At 70.2% G+C, this 17,283-nt stretch carries 14 protein-coding genes; 11 read left to right on the forward strand and 3 right to left on the reverse strand.

Translation table 11 applies throughout. The features are described 5' to 3' along the window. Nucleotides 1–322 precede the first annotated feature (322 nt). The 8 genes from HNR00_RS12065 (at nt 323) to HNR00_RS12100 (ending at nt 7,970) form a co-directional block, all read left to right on the forward strand. Nucleotides 323–958: a LemA family protein gene (locus HNR00_RS12065; RefSeq protein WP_183569554.1), complete on the forward strand. Its 636-nt coding sequence runs from the start codon at nt 323–325 to the stop codon at nt 956–958. A gap of 46 nt (nt 959–1,004) precedes the next feature. Next, on the forward strand, nt 1,005–1,751 hold the full coding sequence (locus HNR00_RS12070) for a TPM domain-containing protein (protein WP_210306458.1): 747 nt from the start codon (nt 1,005–1,007) through the stop codon (nt 1,749–1,751). After that, entirely contained in the window at nt 1,741–2,367 is a 627-nt protein-coding gene (locus tag HNR00_RS12075; RefSeq protein ID WP_183569558.1) for a TPM domain-containing protein, read from the forward strand. Before HNR00_RS12070 ends, HNR00_RS12075 begins: the two co-directional genes overlap by 11 nt. Before the next feature lie 156 nt (nt 2,368–2,523). Beyond that, the gene (locus HNR00_RS12080) at nt 2,524–4,581 is read left to right on the forward strand and encodes a carbon starvation CstA family protein (RefSeq protein ID WP_183569560.1); all 2,058 of its coding nucleotides are present in this window, start codon (nt 2,524–2,526) and stop codon (nt 4,579–4,581) included. A 13-nt stretch (nt 4,582–4,594) separates the two neighbouring features. Beyond that, nucleotides 4,595–4,816, forward strand: a complete 222-nt coding sequence (locus HNR00_RS12085; protein ID WP_376770381.1) for a YbdD/YjiX family protein — start codon at nt 4,595–4,597, stop codon at nt 4,814–4,816. 129 nt (nt 4,817–4,945) lie between these two features. Then, nucleotides 4,946–6,223, forward strand: a complete 1,278-nt coding sequence (locus HNR00_RS12090) for a DUF898 family protein (RefSeq protein ID WP_183569564.1) — start codon at nt 4,946–4,948, stop codon at nt 6,221–6,223. 6 nt (nt 6,224–6,229) lie between these two features. Then, nucleotides 6,230–7,330 carry a M48 family metallopeptidase gene (locus HNR00_RS12095; RefSeq protein WP_183569566.1) on the forward strand — a complete coding sequence of 367 codons (1,101 nt, stop codon included), beginning with the start codon at nt 6,230–6,232 and terminating at the stop codon, nt 7,328–7,330. Nucleotides 7,331–7,565: 235 nt separating this feature from the next. Further along, entirely contained in the window at nt 7,566–7,970 is a 405-nt protein-coding gene (locus tag HNR00_RS12100) for a hypothetical protein (protein WP_183569568.1), read from the forward strand. A gap of 70 nt (nt 7,971–8,040) precedes the next feature. Here HNR00_RS12100 and HNR00_RS12105 read toward each other — a convergent pair whose 3' ends face one another. Together HNR00_RS12105 and HNR00_RS12110 are read right to left on the reverse strand one after the other, a co-directional pair. Then, on the reverse strand, nt 8,041–9,834 hold the full coding sequence (locus HNR00_RS12105) for a sensor histidine kinase (protein WP_183569570.1): 1,794 nt from the start codon (nt 9,832–9,834) through the stop codon (nt 8,041–8,043). 702 nt (nt 9,835–10,536) lie between these two features. Then, nucleotides 10,537–11,082: a hypothetical protein gene (locus tag HNR00_RS12110; RefSeq protein ID WP_183569573.1), complete on the reverse strand. Its 546-nt coding sequence runs from the start codon at nt 11,080–11,082 to the stop codon at nt 10,537–10,539. Nucleotides 11,083–11,416: 334 nt separating this feature from the next. Here HNR00_RS12110 and HNR00_RS12115 point away from each other — a divergent pair, with 334 nt between their 5' ends. The 3 genes from HNR00_RS12115 to HNR00_RS12125 all read left to right on the forward strand — a co-directional run bounded on the left by HNR00_RS12115 (nt 11,417) and on the right by HNR00_RS12125 (nt 15,457). Next, entirely contained in the window at nt 11,417–12,280 is an 864-nt protein-coding gene (locus tag HNR00_RS12115; RefSeq protein ID WP_183569575.1) for a YicC/YloC family endoribonuclease, read from the forward strand. An 8-nt stretch (nt 12,281–12,288) separates the two neighbouring features. Continuing rightward, nucleotides 12,289–12,969, forward strand: a complete 681-nt coding sequence (gene gmk, locus HNR00_RS12120) for a guanylate kinase (protein WP_183569577.1) — start codon at nt 12,289–12,291, stop codon at nt 12,967–12,969. Between the two features lie 364 nt (nt 12,970–13,333). After that, a complete protein-coding gene (locus tag HNR00_RS12125; RefSeq protein ID WP_183569579.1) occupies nt 13,334–15,457 on the forward strand; it encodes a beta strand repeat-containing protein in 2,124 nt (707 codons plus the stop codon). A 63-nt stretch (nt 15,458–15,520) separates the two neighbouring features. Here the strand turns inward: HNR00_RS12125 and HNR00_RS12130 are convergent, their stop codons facing one another. Continuing rightward, on the reverse strand, nt 15,521–17,269 hold the full coding sequence (locus HNR00_RS12130; protein WP_183569581.1) for an ABC transporter ATP-binding protein: 1,749 nt from the start codon (nt 17,267–17,269) through the stop codon (nt 15,521–15,523). Nucleotides 17,270–17,283 lie beyond the last annotated feature (14 nt).

A 17,283-nucleotide genomic window follows, 5' to 3' on the forward strand; every position in this document is an offset into this window, starting at 1 on the left:
CTCCATGGACGGCCTCCTCGCTTGAGATCTGCAACGACCTCAATCTGGCACACACGATGCCGTCGGGGGCCGTCCACCCCATCACCCGTGATGCGGGAAGCCCGGCCGAAGTCGGACCGTCGCGGCCAGTCGTGGATTGCACGCCTCCGGCGCGCCCCTTCGGGTCCGGGTTCGCCTGCGGCGCCCCGGAATGACGGCGGGGGTGAGACGGCGAGCCGAAAGCCCCTCTCTCACCCGAACTTCACCGCCCCGCCTTCCCGCGGCGGCCCGCCGCACCTATCTCCCTCTCCGACAAAAGCCTCGCTTCGGAGACCCTTTGCCCATGTCCGTCAGCCTCCAGCCCCCCGTGGCGCTGCGCGCGCCCGTGCTCGGCCGGATCGCCAGCGCGCTCGCCGCCCTGTGGCTGGCGCTCTGCCTGTCGGGCTGCGGCGCGATCAACCGGGTGCCGAGCCTGGAGGAGCAGGCGAAGTCCTCGTGGAGCGAGGTGCAGAACCAGTACCAGCGCCGGGCCGACCTGATCCCTAACCTCGTCGAGACGGTGAAGGGCTACGCCAAGCAGGAGCAGGAGACGCTGACCAAGGTGACGGAAGCCCGCGCCAAGGCCACCAGCGTCCAGGTCGATGCCTCGACGGTGAGCGACCCGCAGAAGTTCAAGCAGTTCCAGGACGCGCAGAACCAGCTATCGGGCGCGCTCGGACGCCTGCTCGCCTCGGTCGAAGCCTATCCGGACCTGAAGTCGAACCAGAATTTCTTGGCCTTGCAGTCCCAACTCGAAGGCACCGAGAACCGCATCGCGGTGGCGCGGCGCGACTACATCCAGGCGGTCCAGGCCTACAACACCGAGATTCGCACCATCCCCGGCCGCTGGATCGCTTCGTGGTTCTACCCCGAGGCGAAGCCGATGGAGACCTTCACCTCGACGCCGGGCGCGGAGCGCGCGCCGAACGTGAAGTTCTAGCGCCAGCCGCCGGGTGAGCCTTCGCGCAAAAGATCTTCTCGCCCGGCTGGTCGCGCCGCTGGCCGTGCTGCTGCTCGTCCTCGTGGGGCCGGCGATCGCCGCCGAGCCGACCCTGCCGGCACTCACCGGCCGCGTGGTCGACGGCGCGAACATCCTCTCGCCCGAGGCGAAAGCGCGGATCGAGGGCAAGCTCAAGGCGCACGACGACAAGACCGGCGATCAGGTCGCCGTCGCCACATTGCCCTCGCTCCAGGGCCTGACGGTCGAGGACTTCGCCAACCGCCTGTTTCGGGCGTGGAAGCTGGGTCAGGCCAAGACGAACAACGGCGTCCTGCTCCTCGTGGCGCCATCTGAGCGCAAGGTCCGCATCGAGGTCGGCTACGGGCTGGAAGGCGCGCTCACCGACGCGCTCACCAAGGTCATCGTCACCACGGCGATCACGCCGCGCTTCAAGCAGGGCGACTTTTCCGGCGGCGTCGAGGCCGGCACCGATGCGATCCTGTCGATCCTGTCGGGCGATGCCGAGGAATGGCAGCGTCGCGCCCCGGTGCGCGCGGATTCGGTCGATCCGGTCACGGTCGTGTTCTGGATTCTCGTCATCGTCGTTCTGGTGATCGTCCTGGCGCGGATGAACTCCGGCGGGCGGCGCGGGCGCGGCGGCGGCATCGTCGTCATCCCCGGCTCCTCCGGCGGCTGGGGCGGCGGCTTCTCCGATGGCGGGTTTTCGGGCGGCGGCGGGTTCTCCGGCGGGGGCGGCTCGTCGGGCGGCGGGGGAGCCTCCGGTGACTGGTAGCGCGGGCATCCTCACCAATTCTGAGCGCGCCCGGATCGGGCAGGCGATCGGCCGGGCCGAGGCCGGCACCGCGGGCGAGATCGTCGTGCTGGTGGCTGCCCGCGCGGGGCTCTACCGCTCGCCCGCCCTGGCGCTCGCGCTGGCGGTGGCGCTCGCTCTCCCCTGGCCGCTGATCCTGCTGACGCATTTGTCCGCCGCCGAGATCGCTCTGGCCCAGGCCGGCGGCGTGCTCGTGGCGCTCGCCGCCACGCTGAACGAGCGGGTGCGGATCGCGCTGACGCCGCGCCCCTGGCGCCACGAGCGCGCCCGCGCCGCCGCCCGCCACGAATTCGTCGCGCACGGTCTCACCGCCACGCGGGGGCGCACGGGGGTGCTGATCTATGTCGCGCTCGCCGAGCGCTATGCCGAGATCGTCGCGGATTCCGCGGTGCGCGCCCGCATCCCCGACGGCGAGTGGCGCAATGTGCTGGCCGACCTCCTCGCTGCGGCCGGGCGTGGCGAGCTGGGGCCGGGCCTCGTCGCGGCGGTGGAGCGGGTCGGCGGCGTGCTGGAGGCGGCCCTTCCCGAGGACGGCGCGGGCAACGAACTGCCCAACCGCGTCATCGTGCTGGAATGAGGCCGAAGGCACGCGAGGGGAAGACGCGCCTTGCCCCTTGAAGGATCGCCGCGTGTGTAGCCCCTGCAACTGGCCCTCGCGAAAAAATTAAGCCAAACAGGGCCCGTCAAGGCCGCCCGAACAAAGAACGCGGCCATCACGGAGCGAGGCGTTCAGATGGGCGCGGTACAGAAACATGGGCCCTGGGCCCTGGTGGGCGCGCTCGGCGCGGCGGCGCTCGCCATCGTGGCGACGCAGCGCGGGGAATCGATCAACGCGCTGTGGGTCGTGGTGGCCGCGGTCTGCGTCTACCTGATCGCCTACCGCTACTATTCGCTCTACATCGCCGACAAGGTGATGCGCCTCGATCCGAAGCGCGAGACCCCGGCCCACCGCCACAACGACGGCCTCGACTACGTCCCCACCAACAAGACCGTGCTGTTCGGCCACCACTTCGCGGCGATCGCGGGTGCAGGCCCCCTCGTCGGCCCGGTGCTCGCGGCGCAGATGGGCTACCTGCCCGGCATGCTGTGGATCCTGGCCGGCGTGGTGCTGGCGGGCGCGGTGCAGGACTTCATGATCCTGTTCATCTCGATGCGCCGCGACGGGCGCTCGCTCGGCGAGCTGATCCGGGCCGAACTCGGCGTCATCCCCGGCGTGATCGCGCTGTTCGGCACCTTCATGATCATGGTGATCCTGCTGGCGGTGCTGGCGATGATCGTCGTCAAGGCGCTGGCCGAGAGCCCGTGGGGCACCTTCACGGTCGCCGCCACGATCCCGATCGCGATCCTGATGGGCCTCTACGCGCGCTACATCCGGCCGGGCAAGATCGGCGAGGTCTCGATCATCGGCTTCGTCCTGCTCATGGCCGCGATCCTCGGCGGCGGGCAGATCAACGAGCACCCGGTCTGGGGCCCGGCCTTCACCTTCACCGGCACCCAGCTCACGTGGATGCTGATCGGCTACGGCTTCGTCGCCGCGATCCTGCCGGTGTGGCTGCTGCTCGCCCCGCGCGACTACCTCTCGACCTTCCTCAAGATCGGCACCATCGTCGGGCTGGCCCTCGGCATCGTCGTCGTCGCCCCGCACATGCAGATGCCGGCGATGACGAAGTTCGTCGACGGCACCGGCCCGGTCTGGGCGGGCTCGCTGTTCCCGTTCCTGTTCATCACCATCGCCTGCGGCGCGGTCTCGGGCTTTCACGCCCTGATCTCCTCGGGCACCACGCCCAAGCTCGTCGACAACGAGATGGACACCCGCTTCATCGGCTACGGCGGCATGCTGATGGAGAGCTTCGTCGCGATCATGGCGCTGGTGGCCGCGAGCGTGATCGATCCGGGCGTCTACTTCACCATGAACTCGCCCGCCGGCCTCGTCGGCACCACACCGGAGACGGCCGCCGCCGCCGTGACCAAGCTCGGCTTCCCGATCGCGCCGGAGGTGATCGCCCAGACCGCCAAGGACGTCGGCGAGCACTCGATCATCTCGCGCGTCGGCGGCGCCCCGACGCTGGCGGTGGGCATGGCCCACATCATCTCGTCGGCCATCGGCGGCAAGGCGATGATGGCCTTCTGGTACCACTTCGCGATCCTGTTCGAGGCGCTGTTCATCCTCACCGCCGTGGATGCCGGCACGCGGGCCGGGCGCTTCATGCTGCAGGACCTGCTCGGCCTCCTGTCGCCGCGCTTCAAGGACACCTCGGCCTGGGCCCCGAGCCTGGTGGCGACCGCTCTGTGCGTGGCCGCCTGGGGCTACTTCCTCTACCAGGGCGTGACCGACCCGCTCGGCGGCATCTACACGCTCTGGCCGCTGTTCGGCATCTCGAACCAGATGCTGGCGGCGGTGGCGCTCACGCTCGCCACGGTGGTGATCTTCAAGATGAAGCGCGAGCGCTACGCCTTCGTCACGATCATCCCGACGGTGTGGCTGTGCATCTGCACCCTCACGGCCGGCTGGCAGAAGATCTTCTCCCCCGACCCGAAGATCGGCTTCCTCAGCCACGCCGACCGCTTCTCGGCCGCCATCGCCGAAGGCAAGGTGCTGGCGCCGGCCAAAAGCATGGACGACATGCACAAGATCGTCTTCAACGACCGCGTCGATACGGTGCTCGCCGTGTTCTTCGTCTGCCTCGTCGTCGCGATCGTGGTGTTCGGCGTCATGGCCTGCCTGAAGGCCTACCGCGCCGACCGCTGGACCGCGCTCGAAGCCGATCCCAAGCTCGCCCCGGCGGAGTGAGAGCATGACCGCAATGGCCCCGGCGCAGAACTTTCGCGACCGCCTCAAGGCGTTCAACAAATGCGTCTGCGACGGGGCGCGGCTGATGGTGGGCCAGGGCGATTACGGCACCTACGTCGCCCACATCCGAAAAACCCACCCGGACCAGACGCCGATGACCGAGCGCGAGTTCTTTCGGAACCGCGAGAACGCCCGCTTCGGCGTCGGCAACAGCTCGGGCTTCCGCTGCTGCTGAGCGGAGGATACCATCACGACCCAAGAGGCGCCGTCATCCCCGGCTTTCGGGGAGGGCGGCGCCTTTTCACGTGCATGTTGCAAGCGCCCGGCTAGTCTACCGCCTAGATCGAGCCTGGGGGCGGACGGCATGACTCAGCAGGACGGGCGGCTCGGCCCGACGGGAACGGTCGCCTTCGACCGCAGCGCCGCGGGGCTGACCGGCCTCGTCGTGAAGGGCTTCCTGCTCTCGCTGGTCACCTTCTCGATCTACCGCTTCTGGTACATCACCAACCTGCGGCGCTTCTTCTGGAGCCGCACGGTCGTGGCCGGCAGCCCCGCCGAGTATCTCGGCCGCGGCAAGGAGCTGTTTCTCGGCTTCCTCGTGGCGCTCGCCATCCTGGTGCCGGTCTACCTCGTCCTGTTCATCCTCGGCTTCGCGGTCCCGCGCCTCGAACCGCTCGTGCCGTTCCTGTCCGCGGTCTTCCTGTTCCTGCTCGGGCAATACGCGATCTTCCGCGGGCGCCGCTACCGCGCCTCGCGCACCCGCTGGCGCGGCATCCGCCTCGGCCAGGACGGATCGGCCTTCGCCTACATGGTGCGCGCGAGCCTGTGGTGGCTTCTCACGATCCTGACGCTCGGCCTCGCCTTCCCGTTCATGCGGGCCGGCCTGGAGCGCTACCGCATCGGCCACACCCTGATCGGCGAGAGCCGGCTGCGCTCCACAGCCACCGGGCGCTCGGTGCTGTGGCCCTGGCTGATGTTCTACCTGTTCGCCGTCCTGCCGATCCTCGTCAGCGGGTTCGGGCTCCTGAGCGCGGCCGGCTTCGACCTTCCGTCCGACCTGTATCTTCCCGATCCGAACGGCAAATCGAACAGCTTCGTCCTCAATCCGAAATATGCCGGCACGGCGCTGGAGTTCTTCATGGTGGCCGGCATGGCCGCCTTCGGCTTCGCGATCCTCGCGGTCGTCTGGCTGACCCCGTATTACCGCGCGCGGGAGACCCGCGCTTTCCTCGCCGCCACGCATCTCGGCGAGGCGCGCCTCGTCTCGCACCTGAAGGCGCGCCAGTTCTATTGGCCCTACATCCTCTACTTCCTCTCCATCGTCGGCTTCTTCATCGTGGTCGGCATCGTGCTCGCGGTGATCGTGCCGCTGGTGGCCGATCCGAAGGCGAATCCGGGCATGCAGGCCGCCACCATCGCGGGCGGGGGCCTGCTCTATCTCGGCACGCTGCTGGGAGCCGCGGTGCTCTATGTCCGCGTCGTCACCTTGCGCCTATGGCGCGCGGTGGCGGACACGACCGGGATCGAGAACGTCGCTGCCTTGGAGGCGGTGCTGGCCTCCGCCCGCACGCCCGCGAGCGGCCTCAACGAGGGGCTCGCCGACGCGCTCGATGTCGGCGGCGCCCTGGAAATCGGGTTTTAGAGCCGGGTGAACACGCCGCCGACCGCCACCGGCCTGTACTTCGACGGGCGCAGCGCCCGCGCCCATCCGGTGCGGCTGCGCCTCGGCGAGCGGCTGGAGATCGTCGGCGAGGCCGTGCGCCTCGACTGGAGCCTGCTCGACCTGCGCGCCGCCGAGACGGCGCCGCCGCTCGCCCGGATCGGCCACGCGGACAGTCCCGGCAGCGTCGAGTTCGAGGATGCGGCCTTTGCGGACGCACTCGCGGCCCGCTGTCCCGGCCTGCACCGGCGCGAGCGCGAGGGCGGGCTCCCACGCCTCGTGCTCTGGTCGCTCGCCGCGGGCGTCTCGGTCCTGCTCACCGCGATCTACGGCGTGCCGGCGGCGGCCGACCTGCTGGCTCCGCTGGTGCCGCGGACGGTCGAAGCGCGCCTGGGCGCGGCGGTCGAGACGCAGATCGTCGGCCTGCTGGGCGATCCCCCGCTCTGCGAGGACCCGGCGGCGACGGCCGTGCTCGACGGTCTCGTGGCGCGGCTCTCGGCCACCATGTCGCTGTCGCCGCCGCAGGTGAGCGTGCGCCGCCATTCGCTGGCCAACGCGCTGGCGCTGCCCGGCGCGCGGGTGATCATCCTGTCCGACCTCCTCGGGAAGGCCAAGAGCGCCGACGAGTTCGCCGGCATCCTCGCCCACGAGTTCGGGCACGTCTCCGCCCGCGATCCGGTCCGCTCGGTGATCCGGGCGGGCGGCACTTCGTTCCTGCTCAGCCTCGTGCTCGGCGACCTCACCGGTTCGACCGTGCTGGTGGCTGTGGGGCAGGCCGCGATCGCCGCGGGCTACTCGCGCGACGCCGAGCGCGCGGCCGACGCGGCCTCGGTCGCGGCCGTCGACCGGGCCGGCGGCGACGGGCGGGCGCTCGCCGCCATCCTCGAGCGCATCACCCGCGCGGAGGACGAGAAGCCCGGCGGCCTCACCGGCTTCCTGCGCTCGCACCCCTACACCGCCGAGCGCGCGGCCACGATCCGGGCGACCCCCGGCAAGACGGGCGAGGCCTCGCTCCTGAGCGAGGCGGACTGGCAGACGCTGCGCGCCATCTGCGGCGCCGGGGACGGGCAGGACGGGAAGACGAAGTAGGGTTCGGTGCGAACGATGGACGGCGATCTCAAGTGTCGGAGGGGCATAGGCTGCCGGGTATCGCTGCGAATGCGACAGTTTTAACGATCTCGTTTTTCAAGATTTAAATCCAAAAACCAAAATTGTTTATATTTCATCTGTTGTGGGCGCGCCTTTAACACTCTCGACTCGCAAATTAAAACTTCGAGTGGCCGCCCACGCCCTCTCTATCCCAAGGGCAAAGATGAAAATATTCATGATCATTTCGGCTCTCATGATTGGCTTGATCGCCATCGTTCCGTGGACGCGATCGGTTCCGTCGGCGAGCGGTGCCATCCAGTACGCACTCGGCACTGAGCCAGCGACCTTCATCGAAAGAACGAAGGGCGGCGAGCAGATCGTTCACAAATTTCTGCACGCAAGCATTCAGGTGCCCGTGACCGACGAAGTGCCGAAGCTGGAACATCTTGCCCGCCAGATGATGGATCATTCCATCAAGTCAGAGGCTGAAAAACAAGGCCTCGATATGGTTTGGCTGACGTTCCATCGCCTCGACAAGCCCAATGAAATTCAAGAAAAAGTAAAAACTTATCGCGTGATATATACACGACGGGATGGAAATTGGTCCCGCCTCGAACGAGCCAAAGAAAAGGGTGCGTGAAACTCAACGGCCTGCACGCGATCGCCCTCGCCCTTGCGAAACCCGCCGCGCCCGACCCGAGACGGCTGCCTCACACCTCTTCGACACGCGCAACGATCTCGCAGACCACGCCCTCGGCCGGGAACCCGATCCGGGCGCTGCCGCCGAGTTCGGAGGCCAGCCCGCGCTCGATCAGGCGGGAGCCGAAGCCGCGCCGGCTCGGCGTCGCCACCGGGGGGCCGCCGGTCTCGCGCCAGACGAGGTGGAGCCGGCGCAGGCCGTTCTCCGCGGGGCCGACCTCCCAGCCGAGCGCGACCCGGCCCTGGGCACGCGACAGCGCGCCGTGCTTGGCCGCATTGGTGCACAGCTCGTGCAGCACCATGCCGAGCGCCAGGGCGACGCGGGGCGGCAGGCGCAGGTCCGGACCCGAGAGGGTGAAGCGCGAGCCCCCGGCCTCGAACGGCCGCAGCACCTCGTCGATCACCGGGCGCAGACCCGCCCCGGCCCAGTGCTCCCGCGTCAGGATGTTGTGGGCCGCCGAGAGCGACAGGAGCCGCCCCTCGAAGGCGTCGCGCCGCTGCGCCGCCGCGCCGTCGAGCCCGCGGAAGCTCTGGAGCGCGAAGGATTGCACCGTGGCGAGCGTGTTCTTCACCCGGTGGTTCAACTCGTCCACGAGGAGGCGGCGCGCCGAATCCCGCTGGCGCAGTTCCCGCGCCGCCGCGTCGAGGGCCTGGCCGAGGTCGCGGATCTCCCGCACCGGGGTCGCCGGCAGGACGGCGAGGGGCTCGCCGCGCCCGAGCCGCTCGGCCTGGGCGCAGACGGCGTCGAGCGGGCGCGCGAGCCGCCCGGCGAGAAGCCACGTCAGCAGCGCGCCGACGAGCGCCACGGCGAGGCCGGAGACGGTGATCGCCGTGCTCAGCTCCCGCACCGGAGCCAGCGCGCGGCCCGCATCGACCCGCGCCGCGACGGTCCAGCCGAGGCCGGGATAGTCGCGAAAGCCCCGCGTCGGCTCTGTGGCGAAGAGATACGTGTCCCGGCCGTCCGGCCAGGGGCCGATCCGCGGGCCGGCGGCGTCGCCGCCGAGCCGCCGCGCGCCCGCGAGGGTCTTGGACGGCAGGGTCCGGTCGAGCAGGTCGGGCGGTCCGTGCAGCACGCGGCCGTCGCGCGACAGGAGCAGGATCTCGGTGCCGGCCCGCTGGCGCGTCAGGGTGCGCTCGAAGGCGGCCACCGCCTCGCGCACCCAGGCCCAGTCGAGATGGGCCGCGACGATTCCGGCGAAGGCGCCGTCCGGCGCGCGGACGGGGGCGGCCAGGTCGACGAGGCGCAGGGGCTCGCCGCCCGCCTGCGGCAGCAGCTTGGCGAGCAGCTTCGCCTCGTGGACGTCGCCCGCGAAGGGCCGCTCGCGCCCGGCGAGGAAGTAGTCGCGGGCCGACACGTCCGCCCCTTCGATGAGGCCGTTGCTGGTGGCGACGATGCGGCCTGCCGCATCGGTGAGGAGCAGGATGGAATAGGCCGGATAGGTGGTCTGCAGCCGCTCCAGCACGGCGCGCTTGGCCGGCAGCGGCGCGTCGGGCTCGCGCAGGGTGTCGAGGGCGGCCACCACCTGCACGTCGCGCCAGCGCTCGAACATGCCCTGATCGAGGGTGCGGGCCATGTGGGCGGTCAGCTCGTCGAGCTGCGCGCCGACCTCCTGCTCCAGCCGGACGGTCGCCTGCCCGTGGACGAGGAGCGCGAGCGCGAGCGTCGAGACGATCCCGAGCGTGCCGAAGGCCAGCGCCAGCGCGAGGCGCAGCGGCAGCACCGGCCACCGGTCCGAGAGGCGGTGTGCGGCGAGGGTCCCGGCGGAGGATGGGATCGGCGAGGCCAGCTCGGCGTCGGTCGGCATCAAGGGCGGCGCCTCGGGTTCTCGTGCGGCATCGGCATCCATCGAAAGCCGGCAAGAGCGTTCGGGCCGATGCGCCGGCGGCGGCGGCGGGCCGAACCGACCGGACCTTCTTCGCCCGCCCGGACATGGGGAGCAATGGTCCGGTCAGGTGGAAACAAATTTCAGGAATGAGCGCGGCACGGTTGCATCGTTGCGCCGGTCGGCCGGCGACCCGCGCGCTTTTTTTGCGCCGCGAAGCACCACTTGCGCGCCCGTCAAGAATGTTCGTGCGGTGAAGCTTGACTATTTGCCTTCCCCGGCAACCCCGAGAAAAGCCCGAAAGCGGAGACGGCATGGCGCTGGCAGCACCCCGGAAGGCGACGCGAATCCGATCCCTCTGGTCGAGCCGGGACCTGCGTCCCCCGCCGCAGCCGGAGGGGCCGGAGCCCGCCGCCGTGACGCCCGCCGAGGAGAGCCTTCCTCAGCATAGCCTCACCGCGCACGAACTGATCGCCATGGCCCGCGCGGCTCGGGCGCGGAGCCTGGCGGCGCAGGCCCCCGATCTCACTTCCGGTTGATCGCTTCGGAGAGGGCCGGCTCCTCCCTCGTCCCGCATGCGGGACGAGGGAATGCGCGCCGCCGGCGCGGGGTCGGCACGGATATGCCGCCCGCCCCGTGAGGGACAGGCGGCGGGTCCGCTCCTGCAAAGCCGGGGCGTCGGGCCTACTGCACCAGCGCCAGCCGCGCCCGGCTCTCGGCGGTGCCGGTGCGGATGGCCGGCTCGGGATGGCCGGCGAAGAAATCCTCCACCATCTCGCGCAGGATCTCGGCGAGGTCGCGGCCCCGGTCCGCCTCGACATGGATGTCGCTGCCGACCGAGCGGCCGAGGCTCGGCGCCCCGTTGCTCGCCAGCGCCGCGAGACGCTCGCCGTACTCGGCCCCGAGCCCGGTCACCGCGACGTAGTTGCGCCCGCCGAGCACCGGTCCGTACTTCACGCAGATGCGCAATTCCTTGTCGGCGGCGTTGCGGAGCGTCGCGGTGAAGCCGACGAAATCGTCGTGGTCCACCTCCGGCCTCGGGCAGTCGATCCGGCCGTGGGCGACCCCGTCCTCCTCCAGCACCTCCCCCATCAGGGTCAGCGCCTCGGTGACGGGCGCCAGCGCCCGCGTGCCCTCTTCCAACAGCCGGGCGCGCAGACGGTTCTTCTGCGCGTCGGCGGCCCGCAGCCGGGCGCGGAAGCGGTTCTTGATGTCGAAAGGGTTCGTCATGGGTCGGTCCCCGCGAAGAAGCTCCGGCGAAGATCCGGCACTCGCTCTCGAGTCCGAAGCTAGAAACTCGCGCAGTAAGCGTCAAGACGATGCACAGTATTCGTGCCTGCTTCAACGACAGGCGACTGCGCGAGATTTGGCCGTGCCCGTTTGTTGGGCAGTCGCGGCCGGGACGTCGTTGGTGCGGTGCACCCCCGGCCCCAATTGTTCCCGCGTTGCGTCGTCCGACCCAAAGCGCGTATTCGGGTGAACCGCGCCCAGGTGGGCCGGTTCCGCGGCGCGTGTCGCCGCAAGCGTCGCGACGGGGGCAGGCTTGGGCGGTTCGATCGCGAGCATGACGGGCTTCGCCCGCGCCGCCGGCACCACCGGCGCGGTGCAGTGGCTGTGGGAGATCCGCACGGTCAACGGGCGCGGGCTCGACATCCGGGTGCGGGTGCCGAACGGCTTCGAGGCGGCGGGCGAGGCCGCCCGTGCGGCGCTCTCCAAGGCGCTGGCGCGGGGCCAGTGCCAGCTCGGCCTGACGCTGACGCGCCCCGAGAATGCGGCGCGGGTGCGGATCGACGAGGCGCTGCTGGCCGACCTCGCCGCCTCGGTGGCGCGGGTGCCGCGGCCCGCGGGCATCGCGCCGGCGACCTTGGACGGGCTCCTGTCGGTGCGCGGCGTCGTCGAGGTCGAGGCGGAAGGCCCGGCCGACCCGGAGGCGCTGAACCGCGACCTCGCCGAGGGGGCCGAGGCCTTGGTCGCCGACCTCGCCGCCGCCCGCCGGGCGGAGGGCGCCTCGCTCCGGGAGATCGTGGGGGGCCAGCTCGCCGAGATCGCCCGGCTGACGAAAAGCGCCGAGGACTGCCCGGCCCGGCGCCCGGAGGCCGTGAAGGCACGGCTCACGGCCAGCATCGCCGCGCTCACCGACGGCACCGGGCTCGACCCCGACCGGCTGCATCAGGAGGCGGTGCTGCTCGCCGCCAAGGCCGACGTGCGCGAGGAACTCGACCGGCTTCGCGCCCATGTCGCCGCGGCGAACGATCTGCTGGCGGCGGGCGGCGCCATCGGGCGCCGGCTCGACTTCCTGGCGCAGGAACTCGGCCGCGAGGCCAACACGCTCTGCGCCAAGGCGAACGACATCGCGCTCTCGCGGATCGGACTCGACTTGAAGGCCGTGGTGGAGCAATTCCGCGAGCAGGTGCAGAACGTCGAGTGAGCCAGGGTATGAATCAGGGTCGGACGGAGGGCGGGCAGGACACAAAGGCCGGGCGGCGCGGCCTGATCCTGATCCTGTCCTCGCCCTCGGGGGCGGGCAAGACGACGCTGACCCGGGCGATCGCGGCCGACGGCGGCTGGGGCCTCGATCTGTCGATCTCGGTCACCACGCGGGCGCGCCGCCCCTCGGAGATCGACGGGCGCCATTACCGCTTCATCGACCGCGAGGCGTTCGAGGACCTGCGCGCCCGCGACGACCTGCTCGAATGGGCCGAGGTCCACGGCAATTTCTACGGCACCCCGCGCCGCCCGGTGGAGAAGACCCTGTCGCAGGGGCGCGACATGATCTTCGACATCGACTACCAGGGCACGCGGCAAGTGCGGCAGCGCCTGCAGGAGGACGTCGTCACCGTCTTCATCCTGCCGCCGAGCTTTTCCGAGCTGCGCCAGCGGCTGGAGCGCCGCGCCGAGGATTCCCCCGAGACGATCGAGCGGCGGCTCGCCAACGCCCGCAACGAGATGCAGCGCTGGAGCGAGTACGACTACGTCATCGTCAACGACGACCTCGACGAGTCCTTCCGCGCGCTCCAGGCGATCCTGGCCGCCGAGCGGCTCAAGCGCAGCCGCCGCACCGGCCTCTCCGCCTTCGTCGAGGGCCTGCTAGCAGAGGCCGCCGCGCCGCCGCGCTGACCGATCCGCGGCATCGGCCGGAAACGGTCTGCGCCGAATCGAACATTCTCCCGGAGGGGCGGCCCGGAGCCGCCGTGACGCCGGCGGCTCAGGCCGAGCCTGCGGCCGTCAGCCTCGACCGCGAGCGGGAACGGTTTCCCCTCCTCGCGCATTCGCGCGCATCCTGACCGACCGTTTTCCGGTCGCTCTCGAATCCGGACAGGAACGCCACGTCCGCATCGGCATCTTTCATCCATCAATTTCAATTGAGTGGATCGAGGATGCGGCATTTCCATATTCGGGGCGTCGCGCAGACTGCGAAGCCCGGCATCTAAACTATCATATTTCAATATCAACACGTGCCGTGCCGGCAAAGAACCAGCAAATGACATTTCTTCAACGGGCCGTCGCCCGCAGGGAGCACGCCGCCATGCCGCAAACCATCGTCATCGAGACGCCCGAATCCGGTCAGACCCGGGTCACCTTCACCTCGGCCGAGGTGGGGAACGGAAATTCCAACGATTCCGGAACCATGGCCAACCAGGACGGCGGGCTCGCCGTCCGCGTTCAGGCGGAGGGGTCCGGCGACACGCTGACCGGGCCGGTCTCGCGCTACACCGACGAGGACGTCGTCTTCGTCTACGAGGGTGGGGCGGGCACGTTCGACGTGCGCGACCTCGTCAGCGGCACGCAGCGCGGCGATCAGTTCGCCACGGTCCAGCTCGGCACCGCCGGCAACGATCTCCTGGGGTCCTCCGAGGAGGACCGCCCGACCTACATCAACGCCGGCCAGGGGGGAGACTTCGTCGTGGGCGGCGAAGCCAACGATTTCCTGGTGGGCGGAGGCGGCAACGACCGGCTGGCGGGGAACCTCGGCGACGACGGGATCCTGGGCGGCGGCGGCGACGACGTGGCCGTGCTCAACGTCTCGACGGACGGGACCGACCGGATCGATCTCGGGGCCGGCGCGGACCGGATCGAGGTGGGTCGCGCCACGTCCGGGCAGGTGCGCCTCAGCTTCACCTCGGCCGAGGTCGGCAACGGCAGCGTCAACGACGGCGGGACGCTGACGAACCAGGACGGCGGCCTCGCCGTCCGGATCCAGTCCGAGAACGGAGCCGATGGACTGACAGGGCCGGTCAGCCGCGCCGACGACGAGGGCATCACCTTCGTGGCGGCCGAAGGCGTGACCTTCGACGTGCGCGACCTCGTCAGCGGCGTGCAGCGCGGCGACCTGTTCCGCACGGCGACGCTCGGCACGGAGACGGGCGAGACGCTCACCGGCACGGGCGAGGCCGACTACATCAATGCCGGCCAGGGCGACGACAGCGTCATCGGCGCGGCCGGCGACGACTTCCTCGTGGGCGGGGCGGGCAACGACACGCTCGACGGTGGGACCGGGGCCGACGGCCTCCTCGGCGGAGGCGGCGACGACACCTACCTCGTCGACAATGCCCGTGATCGCGTGATCGAGGCGGCCAGCGGCGGCACCGACCGGGTGTTCGCCTCCACGAGCTACGCTCTCGCCGCCGGACAGGAGATCGAGGGGCTGCAGTTGCTGGCCGCGACGACCGGCGACTTCGACCTGACCGGCAACGAGTTCGCCAACAGCCTCGTCGGCAACAACAGCGCCAACGTCCTCAACGGCGGTGCCGGCGCCGACCGCCTCAACGGCCGGGGCGGCAACGACACCTACATCGTCGACAATGCCGGCGATCAGGTGTTCGAGGCGGCCGGCGGCGGCAGCGACACGGTGCTGGCCTCCACGAGCTACGCCCTCGCCGCAGGACAGGAGATCGAGGGGTTGCAGTTGCTCTCCGCGACGACCGGCAATTTCGACCTGACCGGCAACGCGTTCTCCAACAGCCTCGTCGGCAACAACAGCGCCAACGTCCTCAACGGCGGTGCCGGCGCCGACCGCCTCAACGGCCGGGGCGGCAACGACACCTACATCGTCGACAATGCCGGCGATCAGGTGATCGAGGCGGCCGGCGGCGGCAGCGACACGGTGCTGGCTTCCACGAGCTACGCCCTGGCCGCCGGACAGGAGATCGAGGGGTTGCAACTGTTGTCCGCGACCGGCGCACAGGGCTTCAGCCTGACCGGCAACGCGTTCGCCAACAGCCTCGTCGGCAACATCGGCGACAACGTCCTCGACGGCGGCGCCGGTTCCGACCGTCTCACCGGCCGCGACGGCGACGACACCTTCGTGTTCTCGACGGCGATCGGCAGCGGCAACGTCGACACCATCGCGGACTTCTCGGGCGGCGACACGATCCGGCTCTCGGCGTCGGTCTTCACCGCGCTGACCGCGGGCGACCTCGATGCCGACGCGTTCAAGGATGTCGGGGCGGGCGGGACGGTCGATGCGAGCGACCGTATCGTCTACGACAGCTCCACGGGCGCGCTGTCCTACGACGCGGACGGCTCGGGCGCGGGGGCCGCGGTGCAGTTCGCCACCCTCGAGAACCGGGCCTCGCTGAACGCGGGCGATTTCGTCGTCGCCTGACGCCCAACCGCCGCGACACGTCCGAGCGCCGGAGCCGAACCCTCGGCTCCGGCGTCTTCCGTTCTACTCGGCGGCGTCGCGCGGCGGATTCTCCCACAGGTCGCCGACCTGGGCGGCGTGCAGGCGCCGATAGTAGCCGTCGAGCCCGAGCAGGGCCTCGTGCCGGCCCTGCTCGGCGATGCCGTGCTCGGCCACCACGACGATGCGGTCGGCGTGGCGGATCGTGGCGAGGCGATGGGCGATGACCAGCGTGGTGCGCCCCTGCGCCAGTTCGGCGAGCGAGGCCTGGATCTCCCGCTCGGTCTGGGTGTCCAGCGCCGAGGTCGCCTCGTCGAGGATCAGGATCGGCGGGTTCTTGAGGAAGGCGCGGGCGATGGCCAGCCGCTGCTTCTGCCCGCCCGACAGCTTCACCCCGCGCTCGCCGATCACCGTGTCGAGCCCGTCCGGCATCGAGGCGACGAGGCCGTCGAGCCGGGCGCGGGCGGCCGCCGCCATGATCTCGGCCTCGTCGGCGTCGAGGCGGCCGTAGGCGATGTTCTCGCGGATGGTGCCGGCGAACAGAAAGACGTCCTGCTGCACGATGCCGATGCGGCTCCGCAGCGACCCTTGCATCAGGTCGCGGATGTCGTGGCCGTCGATGGTGATGCGGCCGGATTCCGCCTCGTAGAAGCGCGGGATCAGCGACAGCAGCGTGGTCTTGCCCGCCCCCGAGGGCCCGACGAAGGCCACCGTCTCGCCGGCCCGGATGTCGAGATCGACGTTCCGCAGCACCGGCCGGTCGGACGAGTAGCCGAAGCTGACGCCCTTGAGGCTGATGTCGCCCTTGAGCAGCGGCGCGGGAATCGCGCCCGGCCGGTCGGCGATGTCGGGCTCGGTCGCGAGCAGCTCGCGGTAGCGGCGGAAACCGGCGATGCCCTTCGGGTAGGTCTCGACCACGGCGCCGATCTTTTCGAGCGGCCGGTAGAACACGCCGACGAGCAGCAGGAAGCCGACGAAGCCGCCGGCCGTCAGGTCGCCGCGCACGACGAAGTAGGCGCCGCCCAAGAGCACCACGATCTGGACGAGGCGCAGGCCCAGGTAGTTGATCGACAGCGCCGCGGCCATCAGCCGGTAGGCCTCCAACTTGGCGGCGCGGTAGCGGGCGTTGTCGGTGGCGAAGAGCGCGCGCTCGTGCGGCTCGTTGGCGAAGGCCTTGACCACGCGGATGCCGCCGACATTCTCCTCGATGCGGGCGTTGAAGGCGCCGACCCGGCCGTACTGCGCCTGCCAGTTGCGGGTCATGCGCCCGCCGTAGCGGATCGTCACGAAGGCGATGAGAGGCAGGATCGCCGCGGTGGCGAGCGCCAATTGCGGATGCACGTAGGCCATCAGGGCGAAGGCGCCGAGCAGCGTCATCACGGCGATGAACACGTCCTCGGGCCCGTGATGGGCGACCTCGCCGATCTCTTCGAGGTCCTTCGTCACGCGGGCGACGAGGTGGCCGGTCTTCTGCCCGTCGAAGAAGCGGAACGAGAGTTTTTGCAGGTGCGCGAAGGCGCGCTCGCGCATCGTCGTCTCGATGTTGATGCCGAGCACGTGGCCCCAGTAGGTCACCACCACCATCAGCCCGGCATTCGCCACGTAGAGGAGCGCGAGGCCGGCTGCCGCCAAGATAATCAGCCCGAAATCCTGGCGCGGCAGCAGCACGTCGACGAAGGCCTTCACCGCCATCGGGAAGCCGAGTTCGAGCAGGCCCGACAGCACGGCGCAGCCGAAATCGACGAGGAACAGGGTCCGGTAGGGCCGGTAATAGGCGAAGAAGTCCTTCAGCATGGGAGAGGGTGTCG

Source organism: Methylorubrum rhodinum, assembly GCF_014199935.1.
GTDB lineage: Bacteria > Pseudomonadota > Alphaproteobacteria > Rhizobiales > Beijerinckiaceae > Methylobacterium > Methylobacterium rhodinum.

Excerpts from the sequence above, each read along its gene's own strand:
- HNR00_RS12080 (WP_183569560.1), top strand. The coding sequence starts at position 2,524 with ATGGGCGCGGTACAGAAACATGGGCCCTGGGCCCTGGTGGGCGCGCTC.
- HNR00_RS12130 (WP_183569581.1), bottom strand. The coding sequence starts at position 17,269 with ATGCTGAAGGACTTCTTCGCCTATTACCGGCCCTACCGGACCCTGTTC.
- HNR00_RS12105 (WP_183569570.1), bottom strand. The coding sequence starts at position 9,834 with ATGCCGACCGACGCCGAGCTGGCCTCGCCGATCCCATCCTCCGCCGGG.
- HNR00_RS12065 (WP_183569554.1), top strand. The coding sequence starts at position 323 with ATGTCCGTCAGCCTCCAGCCCCCCGTGGCGCTGCGCGCGCCCGTGCTC.
- HNR00_RS12100 (WP_183569568.1), top strand. The coding sequence starts at position 7,566 with ATGATCATTTCGGCTCTCATGATTGGCTTGATCGCCATCGTTCCGTGG.
- HNR00_RS12085 (WP_376770381.1), top strand. The coding sequence starts at position 4,595 with ATGGCCCCGGCGCAGAACTTTCGCGACCGCCTCAAGGCGTTCAACAAA.
- HNR00_RS12125 (WP_183569579.1), top strand. The coding sequence starts at position 13,334 with ATGACATTTCTTCAACGGGCCGTCGCCCGCAGGGAGCACGCCGCCATG.
- HNR00_RS12115 (WP_183569575.1), top strand. The coding sequence starts at position 11,417 with ATGACGGGCTTCGCCCGCGCCGCCGGCACCACCGGCGCGGTGCAGTGG.
- gmk (WP_183569577.1), top strand. The coding sequence starts at position 12,289 with ATGAATCAGGGTCGGACGGAGGGCGGGCAGGACACAAAGGCCGGGCGG.
- HNR00_RS12090 (WP_183569564.1), top strand. The coding sequence starts at position 4,946 with ATGACTCAGCAGGACGGGCGGCTCGGCCCGACGGGAACGGTCGCCTTC.
- HNR00_RS12110 (WP_183569573.1), bottom strand. The coding sequence starts at position 11,082 with ATGACGAACCCTTTCGACATCAAGAACCGCTTCCGCGCCCGGCTGCGG.